General features: G+C 72.6%; 10 protein-coding genes. 2 read left to right on the top strand and 8 right to left on the bottom strand.

Annotation, left to right across the window (positions count from 1 at the left end):
- Positions 1-82 precede the first annotated feature (82 nt).
- The 8 genes from ACH4U7_RS44510 to ACH4U7_RS44475 all read right to left on the bottom strand — a co-directional run bounded on the left by ACH4U7_RS44510 (position 83) and on the right by ACH4U7_RS44475 (position 8,513).
- Positions 83-496: a DUF3151 domain-containing protein gene (locus ACH4U7_RS44510; RefSeq protein ID WP_089504690.1), complete on the bottom strand. Its 414-nt coding sequence runs from the start codon at positions 494-496 to the stop codon at positions 83-85.
- 170 nt (positions 497-666) lie between these two features.
- Complete coding sequence (locus tag ACH4U7_RS44505; RefSeq protein ID WP_398533577.1) at positions 667-2,250, bottom strand: MFS transporter; 1,584 nt, start codon at positions 2,248-2,250, stop codon at positions 667-669.
- A 228-nt stretch (positions 2,251-2,478) separates the two neighbouring features.
- Positions 2,479-3,501 carry a class II fructose-bisphosphate aldolase gene (gene fbaA / locus ACH4U7_RS44500; protein WP_398533478.1) on the bottom strand — a complete coding sequence of 341 codons (1,023 nt, stop codon included), beginning with the start codon at positions 3,499-3,501 and terminating at the stop codon, positions 2,479-2,481.
- A gap of 178 nt (positions 3,502-3,679) precedes the next feature.
- Positions 3,680-4,225: an orotate phosphoribosyltransferase gene (gene pyrE / locus ACH4U7_RS44495; protein ID WP_014178258.1), complete on the bottom strand. Its 546-nt coding sequence runs from the start codon at positions 4,223-4,225 to the stop codon at positions 3,680-3,682.
- 27 nt (positions 4,226-4,252) lie between these two features.
- Complete coding sequence (locus tag ACH4U7_RS44490; protein WP_398533477.1) at positions 4,253-5,086, bottom strand: aldose 1-epimerase; 834 nt, start codon at positions 5,084-5,086, stop codon at positions 4,253-4,255.
- Between the two features lie 91 nt (positions 5,087-5,177).
- Positions 5,178-5,999, bottom strand: a complete 822-nt coding sequence (locus ACH4U7_RS44485; RefSeq protein ID WP_398533476.1) for an SRPBCC domain-containing protein — start codon at positions 5,997-5,999, stop codon at positions 5,178-5,180.
- A gap of 160 nt (positions 6,000-6,159) precedes the next feature.
- On the bottom strand, positions 6,160-7,896 hold the full coding sequence (locus ACH4U7_RS44480; RefSeq protein WP_398533475.1) for a polyamine aminopropyltransferase: 1,737 nt from the start codon (positions 7,894-7,896) through the stop codon (positions 6,160-6,162).
- Positions 7,897-7,994: 98 nt separating this feature from the next.
- Positions 7,995-8,513 carry a DUF2617 family protein gene (locus ACH4U7_RS44475; protein WP_385629443.1) on the bottom strand — a complete coding sequence of 173 codons (519 nt, stop codon included), beginning with the start codon at positions 8,511-8,513 and terminating at the stop codon, positions 7,995-7,997.
- A gap of 706 nt (positions 8,514-9,219) precedes the next feature.
- Between ACH4U7_RS44475 and ACH4U7_RS44470 the strand changes: the two genes are divergently transcribed.
- Positions 9,220-10,398, top strand: a complete 1,179-nt coding sequence (locus ACH4U7_RS44470; protein WP_398533474.1) for a pyridoxal phosphate-dependent aminotransferase — start codon at positions 9,220-9,222, stop codon at positions 10,396-10,398.
- Positions 10,399-10,536: 138 nt separating this feature from the next.
- Complete coding sequence (locus tag ACH4U7_RS44465; RefSeq protein ID WP_398533473.1) at positions 10,537-11,745, top strand: hypothetical protein; 1,209 nt, start codon at positions 10,537-10,539, stop codon at positions 11,743-11,745.
- Positions 11,746-11,766: the final 21 nt, after the last annotated feature.

The raw sequence follows: 11,766 nt of genomic DNA, 5'->3' as shown, positions 1-11,766 counted from the left end.
GTGCGCTGTCGGCCAGAGGAGGGCCTGACAGGGGAAGCGGCCCGCCTCTCAGCAGAGACGGGCCCAAGCAGCGGGACGGACGTCAGGAGAGGGTGTCCGCCGCCGTCGGGGAGCTCTCCCGCAGGAACGTCGAGCAGCGCTCGTACTCCTCCTGCTCGCCGATCGCCTGGGCGGCGCGGGCCAGCGCATGCAGGGCACGCAGAAAACCGCGATTGGGCTCGTGCTCGAAGGGCACGGGCCCATGCCCCTTCCAGCCGTTGCGCCGCAGCGCGTCCAGCCCACGGTGGTATCCGGTACGCGCGTACGCGTACGACTCCACCACGCGTCCGGCCTCGAAGGCCTCGTCGGCGAGCTGCGCCCAGGCGAGGGAGGAGGCCGGATACTTCGCCGCCACCTCGGTCGGAGCGGCACCGGAGGCAAGCAGCTCACGCGGCTCGGGGTCATCGGGCAGCTGGGTCGGGGGCGGTCCCCCGAGCAGGTTCTCATGAATGGCCATGACCCCCAGTCTGCCTGGTCCGCGGCCGGGCGGGGCACGTCCGGAACACCCGCTCGGCGGGTCAGCGGCCCGGGCCGCGCGCAGCGCGGCGCGGCGGGGTGGGCGCGGCGGGGCGGGGCGGGGCGCGGCGGGGCGGGGCCGGCCGATCCGCCCGGGCTCGCCCGGCGCGCTCAGGTGCCCGGGCCGCCGGGGTTGCCCAGATTGCCGGGGTCCAGTGGCGGGGCGCCGACGCCGCAGTGGTACGCGCACTCGGGGCGGCACGGCCGCCGCGGCACGGCAGCCTTCTCCTCCGCAGCTTCCCCCGCAGCCTCTTCCGCAGCCTTCTCCACCGGTGGCGCACCGGCGGGCGGGGCGGCGGCCTCGGGGGGCGCCTGCTCCAGCACATCGGACCGCACCGTGCACCAGGCGATGATGGCACCCACGACCAGCACCCCGGCACAGATCGGCATCGCGCGTCCGAACGTCTCCGAGAACCGGGCCGCCGAGCGGTACGCCTCCGGCCCCATACCGGCCAGCAGCGGCAGCGCCGCCACCGCGATCAGGCCCGCCGCCCGCGCCGCCGCGTTGTTGATGCCGCTGGCCAGGCCCGCGCGTTCGACTTCCACCGACGCCAGCACGGTCGCGGTGAGCGGAGCGACCAACGCCACCATGCCCAGGCCCAGCACCAGCAGCGCGGGCAGCACATCGCGCCAGTAGACCGCCCCCACCCCGACCCGCGTCATCAGCAGCATCCCGGCCGCAGCCAGCAGCGGGCCGACGGTCAGCGGGATACGCGGCCCGATACGCCGCCCCAGCTCGCCGGAGCGCGCGGACAGCAGCAGCATCAGCACGGTGGTCGGCAGCAGCGCGGTGCCCGCGGCGAGCGCGGAGTAGCCGACGACCACCTGGAACTGGAGCACGGACAGGAAGAAGAAGCCGCTGAACGCCGCGTACACACACAGGGTCACCGCGTTGACGGCGGTGAACTGGTGGGAGGCGAAGATGTCGAGCGGCAGCATCGGGTCCGGCCGCCGCCGCTCCACGTACACGAAGGCCACGCCCAGCAGCACCCCCAGGACGGCCGGGACGATCACGGCGGGCGAGACGCCCTGGCCGGGCGCGGCGATCAGGGCGTACGTCACCCCGGCGAGCGCGAGCGCGCCCAGCGCGGAGCCCAGGACGTCGAACCGCCCGTGCGCGCGCGGATCGCGGGACTCGGGCACATGGCGCAGGGCGACCGGCACACACACCGCCGCCAGCGGCACATTGAGGAAGAACACCCAGCGCCAGCCGGGTCCGTCCACCAGCCAGCCGCCGACGAACGGCCCGATCGCCGCCCCGACCCCGCCGAATCCGGACCACAGGCCGACCGCCCGCGCGCGGTCGTCGGGGTGGAAGGTGGCCTGGATCAGCGCCAGGGACCCCGGTGTGAGCAGCGCCCCGCCGATGCCCTGAAGGGCGCGGGAGGCGATGAGCAATCCGGCGTTGGGCGCCAGCCCGCACAGCAGCGAGGCCACGGAGAACCACACCACACCGATGACGAAGACCCGCCGCCGCCCGAACCGGTCCCCCAGCGCACCGCCCAGCAGGATCAGTCCGGCGAGGGTGAGCATGTAGGCGTTGATGGTCCACTGCAGGACGGGGAGATCGGCGTTCAGGTCGAGGCCGATGTGGGGCAGCGCGACATTGACGACGGTGCTGTCGAGCAGCGCCATCGACGACCCGAGCACGGTGGTCAGCAGGACCCAGCGCCCGACCGGCGAGGACACGCGCATCGTGCCCGCGCCCCCGGCCCCTCCCACCACCGCCGGCGCGCCGGGCGGAGCGCGATGCTCACGCCGTGGGCCGGGCCCCGGCCCGGAGTCACCCATATCTGGATCCTCCCCGCCCCCACCCCTCCCCGCCACCTCGGCAACGAGGAAAGCCAGCAAAGGGGAACCAGCGGGCCCGGCACCCCACGGTGGGGTGCCGGGCCCGGAGAAGCCGAGAAACCGCGGCGCGGGTTACTTCAGCTTGGTGCCCGTGGAGCGCAGGTCCGCGCAGGCCTTGGTGACGCGGGCGGCCATGCCCTTCTCGGCCAGCTTGCCCCAGCTGCGCGGGTCGTACGTCTTCTTGTCACCGACCTCGCCATCGACCTTCAGCACACCGTCGTAGTTGCGGAACATGTGGTCCGCGATCGGGCGGGTGAAGGCGTACTGCGTGTCGGTGTCGAGGTTCATCTTCACCACGCCGTTCTCCAGCGCGGTACGGATCTCCTCCTCCGTGGAGCCGGAGCCGCCGTGGAAGACGAAGTCGAACGGGTCGGTCTTGCCGTGCTTCGCCGCCACGCCGTCCTGCAGCTCGCGCAGCAGCTCGGGGCGCAGCACGACATTGCCGGGCTTGTAGACGCCGTGGACGTTGCCGAAGGAGGCGGCCAGCAGGTAGCGGCCCTTCTCGCCCAGGCCGAGCGCCTCGGCGGTCCGCTCGGCGTCGGAGACGGTGGTGTACAGCTCGTCGTTGATCTCGTGGCTGACGCCGTCTTCCTCGCCGCCGGTCGGGGTGATCTCGACCTCAAGGATGATCTTGGCCTTGACGGCCTCGGCCAGCAGCTCCTGCGCGATCCGAAGGTTCTCGTCGAGCTTCTCCGCGGAGCCGTCCCACATGTGGGACTGGAAGAGCGGGTTCTGCCCGGCCGCGACGCGCTCCTGGGAGATCGCGATCAGCGGGCGCACATACCCGTCGAGCTTGTCCTTGGGGCAGTGGTCGGTGTGCAGGGCGATATTGACCGGGTACTTCTTGGCGACGACGTGCGCGAACTCGGCAAGGGCGACCGCACCGGACACCATGTCCTTGCTGTACTGACCGCCCAGGAACTCCGCACCACCGGTGGAGATCTGGACGATGCCGTCGCTCTCCGCCTCGGCGAAGCCGCGGAGCGCGGCGTGCAGAGTCTGCGTGGAGGTCACGTTGATCGCCGGGTAGGCGAACTTGCCTGCCTTCGCCCGGTCGAGCATCTCGTTGTAGATCTCGGGGGATGCGATGGGCATCTGTCCGCTCCTTGTGATGTGCGGGGTGTTGTTTCTTGGCCCTGACCTAAGGGATGTGGGGGCGACGTCGCCGTCGTGGCCATCCTCCCAGACTCTGCGGATTGCTCCACACGGCGCACGGCGGGATGACTCGGACGGAGGGTGGTGGTTTCACGTGAAACCACCACCGCCGTTCAACTCAGCCCAGGTCGAGGTCGGCCAGCGAGTACGCCGGTACGTACCGCAGCCCTGCCTCCGCGATCGCCGGCGCGGCCCCGCGCTCGACGATCGTCGCCACCGCGACCACCTCCGCACCCGCCTCGCGCGCCGCCTCGACGGCGGTCAGCGGCGACCCGCCGGTGGTGGAGGTGTCCTCGACCACCAGCACCCGGCGGCCCTTGATGTCCGGGCCCTCGATGCGCCGCTGCATACCGTGGGTCTTCTGGGCCTTGCGTACGACGAAGGCGTCGAGCTTGCGGCCCCGCGCGGCGGCGATATGCAGCATGGACGTGGCCACCGGGTCGGCGCCGAGGGTGAGCCCGCCCACCGCGTCGTACTCCAGGTCGGCCGTGGTGTCGAGCATGACCTGGCCGACCAGCGGCGCCGCCTCGGAGTCCAGGGTGATCCGGCGCAGGTCGATGTAGTAGTCGGCCTCCAGCCCGGAGGAGAGGGTCACCTTGCCGTGGACCACGGCCTTGTCCTTGATCTGCTGTAGCAGGGCGTCACGCGCATCGCTCATGGACATGAGCTTAGGCGCTGCCCCTCTAGTGCTTTACCCGAGCCGCCGCCAGCTCCAGGTCATGGACATCTCCAGCGGGTCGATGGGGGTGACGAGGCGCGGCAGCGTGTTCAGACCGTTGGGCGGGCCGGACTGCGGCTCCACGCAGACGGCCTCCGCCTGCTCGTCGTAGACCACGACCCACTCGCTGCGGCTGGTGACCTTCAGCTCCAGCCGCCCCGGCCAGGTGAGCGTGACGTCCACGCCGTCCGGCATGCCGAAGCAGTCGTCCCAGGGCCCGGGGCGGGGCTCGATCCGGCGGCCGGTGGGCAGGTGGTTCTCGCCGCGCTCCTCCTGCCACTCGGGCTGGAAGGAGATCTCCGCCTCGCCACCGCCGGCGCCGTCAGCAGCCTCTTCACCGAGATCACGCAGGAACCACGGGTGCCAGCCCGCCTGCGCCGGGAAGGAGTCGCCCTCGGTCTCCACGCTCATCGTGGTGGTCAGCGAGTCCGGGGTCAGCTGGAAGGTCTGGCTGACCCGGCCGCTGTACGGCCAGGGGTCGGCGAGGTCGTAGGCGAAGGCCGCGGCGGTGGTGTCGGCGCTGATCGTGCGCCAGGCGACCTCCCGCCCGGTGCCGTGGATCGCGTGCGGGGGCGCGTTCACGGGCAGCTGATGGCTACGGCCGCCGGTGCGGAACCGCCCGAGCTCGACCCGGCCGCACCAGGGCACCATCGGGAACGATCCGAACCTCGGGCCCTGCCGCAGCAGCTCCGTACCGTCGATGCGCAGCGAGGCGACGCGGCAGCCGTTGTCGGGGGCGACGGTCAGCTCGACATCCCCGGCGCTCAGCCGTACGCCGCGGGTATCCGTTCTCTCTTCGGTGGTCACGCCCCGACTTTATGCGCCCGCGCGCGCCTCGCTCACCTTCTCCGAGCCTTCTGCGGCGGTCACTTTCCGCGGCGGTCACTTTCTGCGGCGGTCACTTTCTGCGGCGCAGCACCCGGCTGACCACGACCGCGGAGGCGAGGACCACCGCGGCGGCGGGCGCGGCCCAGCGCAGCGCGATACCGGAGGACACGGTCTGGGGCGCGGGTACCGGGGCGTAGCGGCCGCGCGGCGGGGCGTGGTCGACCTCCTCCGTGCTGCGGCCGATCATGGTGCGGCGCGCGTGCGCGGCCTCGGCGGGGGGCTCGTCGTCGAGCTCGCCCAGCTCTTCGAGCTCGCTCAGCTCACTGAGGTCGCCGACCTCGGCCACGTCCTCGACATCGTCGATGTCGTCGAGGTCCCCGACGTCGTCCACGGCGACCCCGTCGTCGGCCGTATCGATGTCCTCGACGTCCTCGACATCGTCGGGCGTGGCGACCGGCTCCTTCTCCAGGCCGGTGGCCAGCGCCGCGCCGAAGCGGTCCAGCAGCCGGCGGGCGACCATGACGGCCGCCTGCTCATCGAACTCCGCCAGCCGCCCCTCGCTGCGCACCGTCCCCGAGCAGACCAGCGCGGTCCCGCCGGACACGGCCTTGGGCACCACGGTCAGCGCGAGCTTCACCGAGCCGCTGCCGCGCGCCTCCGTCCCCTCGCCCGCCACCTCGAAGCCGGCGCCGCGCTCGGCGATCCGAAGCGAGCCGCGGTAGGTGATGGTCGAGCCGCCGATCCGCACCCGGAGCCGCCCGGCGAGCGGACCCCCGGCCGCCGCGTCGGCGTCCTGCTGGAGCCCGGGGACGCAGCGGGCGACGCGGTCCGACTCCGTGAGCGCCAGCCGGACGGTGTCGACGGGAAGCGGAACGAACACCTCATGCTCCATAGCTCAAGACACTACCCATCGCGCCTCCCGTGAGACCCGTTCCGGCGCGACTTTCCCCGTGTGCGGCCATGAATTCCCCGCGACCCGGCGATATGCGATACGGCGAGTGCGCCGGTGCCGTCATGACGTGTGCGGTGCCGTCATGGCGTGTGCGGTGCCGTCATGGCGTGTACCGGGGGTGCGTCAGCGTCGAGGCGGGCAGCCCCGGCTCCCGCTGCCGCGCCGCCTCCCGCCCGCCCGCGCGCAGCGCGCCCGGCGTGAGGGACCGCGGGCGCGGACCGTGGCCGGGCAGGCCCAGCCGTACGGGGGTGCGCCCGGCCAGGACGAAGCCCCAGTCCTGCGGCGCCGCGGCGGCCCCGCCCGGGGCGCGGTCCGGGGTGCGGTCCGGCCCGCCGGAGGAGCCCGGCGGCTGTCTGCCGACCGTGTACGGCGCGGTCCGCAGGCCGACCGAGCGCACCGTCGCCTCGACCGTCCAGTACGCCCGCGGGCGCGCACTCAGCGTTCCCGCGTGCACCGCGAGCCGTCCGCCGGGCGCCAGCGCGCGCTCCACCAGCCCGTAGAACTCCTGGGAGTAGAGCTTGGTGCTGGGCGTGATGCCGGGGTCGGGCAGATCGCAGACCACCACGTCGTACGCACCGGGCGTAAGCGAGGCGGGCTCGCCTGCCGAGTCGTACGCACCGCCCCCGCCGTCCGCCCGGCGCAGCCAGTCGAACGCGTCGGCGGTGACCACCCGCACCCGCGGGTCGCGGTAGGCGTGCGCGTTCAGGGCGGTCAGCCCGGGGTCGGTGCGGGCCAACCGCACCACCTCGGCGTCGATTTCGACCACGGTGACCGAGCCGACGCCGCCGTACCGCAGGACCTCGCGCACCGCGAGTCCGTCGCCGCCGCCCAGCACCAGCACGCGCCGGTGCGGTCCGGTCATCGCGGGGTGGACCAGCGCCTCGTGGTAGCGGAGTTCATCGCGCCCGCTGACCCGCAGCCGGCCGTCGAGGAAGAGGGACAGCGTCCGCCCGTCCGCCCCGCCGCCGGTCAGCACGATCTCCTGGACGCCGGTCCGTACGGCGACCCGTATGTCCGGCCCGTACACGGCCCGCCGGGCGGCCCGCTCGAAGGCGGGGGTCAGCGCCGCGGCGGCGGCCAGCAGCGCGAGCACCACCACATTGGTCACGACCAGCGTCCACCGCGCCCGCGCGCTCAGATCGCGGCGGAACAGCCACAGCACCAGCGCCCCGCCCGCGACCGCGTTGACCGCGCCGGTCACCAGCGCGCCGGTCAGCTGGCCGAGCGCGGGCAGCAGCAGAAACGGGAACGCCAGCCCGCCGACCAGCGCGCCCACATAGTCCGCCGCGAACAGATCGGCGACCGCGCCGCCCGCGTCCTGCCGCCGCACCCGCTGGATGAGGGTCATCAGCAGCGGCACCTCGGCGCCGATCAGCACCCCGATCGCCAGCGAGAAGCCGACGAGCGCGGCGCGCGACTGCCCGGACCATACGAAGCACGCGTACAGCGCCATCGCCGAGCAGCCGCCGACCAGCGCGAGCACCGCCTCGACCGCGCCGAAGCCGACGGCGGCGCGGCAGCGCAGCCGCTTGGCCAGCAGCGAGCCGAGGCCCATGGCGAAGACCATGACCGACAGCACGACGGACGCCTGGGTGACCGAATCACCCATCAGGTAGGAGGCGAGGGCGACCAGTTCGAGCTCGTAGACGAGCCCGCAGGCGGCGCAGACGAAGACGGTGCCGAGCACGAGGAAGCGGCCGAGCCCGGCCGGGACGGGCAGCGGCGCCGGGCGCTCCGGCTCGGCGAGAGACGGCGCGCCCGGGGCGGGAATCGGAGCAGTACTCCCGTCGGCACTCGGGGCGGTACTCGGGGCGGCGGGCACCGGCGAATCGATCACGAAGGGCACGCTACGTTACATATCACCCACGCCCCGTCACCCACACGGATGCATTGCCCGCCGCTCATCCGTGCATAGCCCCCTACCGGAAGGGGACTTCACAGCGCCGCCGCCACCCGCGCCCCCACCCATGTACGCGTCGCGACCAGCCGCCCCTCCTGCGGATAGGCGTGCCAGGTCCGCCAGCTCAGCGCCCCTTCGCGGCATTGCGCGACCATCGCCGTGAACGCGTGCGGACTGCCGGGGAAGGTGCCGGCCAGCCCGTGTGGATGGTCCGCCACCAGCGCGAGCAGTTCCTGCGCGCGCCCCGCGAACGAACCGCGCGACAGCTCCTCGACGCGCGCCGCGAATTCGTACTCGCGGCCGTCGACGACCGTGGAGACGCCCATCGGCAGCGGGGTGCTGTTCCCCGACATACAGGCCACGGTCTCCGAACAGGAGCCCTCCTCGCCCTCCATGAGGACTTGATGGGAGGCCCCGAGCAGCCTCAACTGTACGGAGAACTCGCGCAGTCGCAGATCGAGCACGGCCAGGGCCGGGAGCGGCTCCCGCCCCAGGGACCAGGCGAGGTCGTCGGCGCGGGTGTCGGTGTAGGCAGTCTTGAGGGTCGTGAGCATGGGTCGGCTCCGCAAACAGCGCAGGGGGAAGAGATGGGCCGGCCCGCCCCGCCGTGAGCCGGGCGCGTTCGGATGCGCCGACTCGGGCTCACGCGGGGTCCGTAGGGTCGGTGGTATACAGAATCATGGAATGAGCGCGCGCCACATCGTTTTTACCCATCTTCGCCAGGTTTCCACCCCTGCGGGCGCCTATCAGTTCATGTGTTCAATAGGCACTGGCGCTCAACAGCCGTGCGCCCGGCGTGCCTTGGCACGCCGGGCGCACGGAGCGGATGGAGAAGCCGACCCCCCGTGAGTCAGCTGCCCCCTCCGCAGCCACCACCTCCGCCGCCGCCGCAAGACGAGCCGCCCCCACACGACGACCCGCCGCCACCGCAAGAGTGGTGATGTCCTCCGCTGTGTCCCCCGTGTCCCCCGTGACTGTGTCCCCCGAACCCGTCGGAGCCGGCCCACCAGCTGCCATGGGACCTGCCGCCGTACGCGGAAGTGCCCCAGGCCCTGGCCCGCCGGGTCCGCGCGGTGCCGAGCGCGGCCAGCGCCGCGACGGCGAACGCCACCACGATCAGCACGACCATGAAGGCCATCGGACCTCACTCTCCCTTCCGTTTCCCCCGTAGCGAGGTACCGGTCCGTACCTGTTAAGAACGATGCCCGGGCCCCTGAGGGGTCAAAGCGGAGTTGAGGAAGTCCAGAGGTTGGGCGGAGGATGACCCCCATGGGACGACCGCTGCTCAACCGCCGCCTGGCCGAATTCGGCACCACGATCTTCGCGGAGATGTCGGCGCTCGCCGTGGAGACCGGCTCGATCAACCTCGGCCAGGGCTTCCCCGACAGCGACGGCCCCGAAGAGGTGCGCGAGGCGGCGGTCCGCGCGCTGCGCGACGGCCGCGGCAACCAGTACCCGCCGGGTCCTGGCATCCCCGAGCTGCGCACCGCCGTCGCCGAGCATCAGCGGCGGTGGTACGGACTGTCGTACGACCCGGACCGCGAGGTGCTGGTCACCGCGGGCGCGACCGAGGCCATCGCCGCATCGCTGCTCGCGCTGCTGGAGCCGGGCGACGAGGTGATCGCCCTGGAGCCGTACTACGACTCGTACGCGGCGTGCATCGCGATGGCCGGCGGCACCCGCGTCCCGGTCACCCTTCGTCCCGACGGTGACGCCTTCCGGCTCGACCTGGACGAGCTGCGCGCCGCGGTCACCGACCGCACCCGGCTCATCCTCCTCAACACCCCCCACAACCCCACCGGCACCGTCCTCACCCGCGAGGAGCTGGCCGCCGTCGCCCAGCTCGCCACCGAGCGGGATCTGCTGGTGGTGACGGACGAGGTCTATGAGCACCTGGTGTTCGGCGCCGAGCACACCCCCCTCGCCTCCTTCCCCGGTATGCGCGAGCGCACCGTCACCATCAGCTCGGCGGGCAAGACCTTCTCCTTCACCGGATGGAAGGTCGGCTGGGTGACCGGATCGGCGGAGCTGGTCGCGGCCGTACGCTCCGCCAAGCAGTTCCTCACCTACGTCTCCTCCGGCCCCTTCCAGTACGCGGTCGCCGAGGCGCTGCGCCTGCCCGACAGCTACTTCCACACCATCCGCGAGGACCTGCTGGCCAAGCGCGATCTGCTGGCCGGCGGCCTCGCCGACGCGGGCTTCACGGTCTTCCGCCCCTCCGGTACGTACTTCATCACCACCGATATCCGCCCCCTCGGCGAGACCGACGGCTTCGCCTTCTGCCGCGCCCTCCCCGAGCGCTGCGGCGTCGTGGCGATCCCCAACGCCGTCTTCTACGACCACCAGGACCAGGGCGCCCCCTTCGTCCGCTTCGCGTTCTGCAAGCGCGAGAGCGTCCTCGAAGAGGCGGCGACCCGCCTCAAGAGCCTCGCGGGCTGAGCCGGCCCCAGCCCCCCGTACGGGTCACCCCGGTCGCGGGCGGGCGCGGCGTCGCGCATGGTCGTGGTGTGCCGGGCCCCGCCGCATTCCCGGGGCTCGGCACGCGACAGCCGCGTGTACCCTCTCCGGAGGTGCCCCGTGTCCGCCGACACCAGCGCGCCCATACGGGCCCCGGAGCCCCCGGCGCCGCCCCCGGCGCCGCTCAGTGCCACAACCCGCCTGTGCGCATCGCTGCGCCGGGCCGCGCCCGCGCTCGGGCTGTACGCCGCCGGCCGGCTGATCGGGCTGGTGTGCATGACGGTCTGGGCCGGGTGGGTCGGCAAGCATCCGCGTACGCTGCTCGGCTACTCCTGGGACAGCGTCTGGTACGTGGGCATCGTCCGGCACGGCTACAACAGCACCCTCCCGCCGGACCCCGCCAAGCACGGCGTCACCTTCAGCGACATGGCCTTCTTTCCGCTGTTCCCGATGCTCATGCGGACCCTCACCACCCTCCTGCCCATCACCGCGGTGACCGCCGGGCTTGTGGTCGCCTGGGTATCGGCGGGGGTGGCGGCCTGGGGGATCTACGCCGTCGGGGAGCGGCTGCACGGGCGGCGCGTGGGCACGGCGCTGGTGGTGCTGTGGGGGCTGCTGCCGCACGCGATCGTGCAGTCCATGGCGTACACCGAACCGCTGCTGACCGCGCTGGCCGCCTGGTCGCTGTACGCGGTCCTGACCCGGCGCTGGCTGTGGGCGGGGACGCTGGCCCTGCTGGCCGGGGCGTCCAGGCCCAACGGCATCGCCGTCGTGGCGGCGGTCTGCTGCTCAGCCGCCGCCGAGCTGTGGGAGCGCCGTACGTCCTGGCGGTCGTCGTGGCGGGTGTGGGCGGGCGCCGCGCTCTCGCCGCTGGGGTGGCTCGGCTATCTGGCCTGGGTGGGCTACCGGCGCGGCAGCTGGCACGGCTACTTCGCCGTCCAGGACGAATGGGGGTCCCGGTTCGACTTCGGGGTGAACGCCCTCCGGTTCATCCGGTACCTGCTGATCAGCAAGGCGTCGTTCGCGTACTTCGTGGCGCTGGTGATCCTGGGCGTCGCGCTGGTGCTGTTCGCGCTGCTCACGGCCGACCGGCCGCCGCTCTCGCTGCTGATCTACACGCTGGTGCTGGTCACCATCACCCTCGGCGGCAGCAACTACTTCGCCTCCAAGCCGCGTTTCCTGCTGCCCGCCTTCCCGCTGCTGCTCCCGGTGGCCGTGGCGATGGCGAAAGCCCGGCCGCGCACCGCCATGCTGACCGGCGGCGCGCTGGCCGGGCTCTCCTTCGTCTATGGGACGTATCTGCTGACCGTGGCCCGCATCCCGATGTAGACAAGCCTCATCAAGCCGGGG

Source organism: Streptomyces sp. NPDC020845 (assembly GCF_044334165.1).
Lineage (GTDB): Bacteria > Actinomycetota > Actinomycetes > Streptomycetales > Streptomycetaceae > Streptomyces.
The sequence above is the reverse complement of the archived record's forward strand: the minus strand, read 5'-3'. Positions and strand labels throughout refer to the sequence as shown.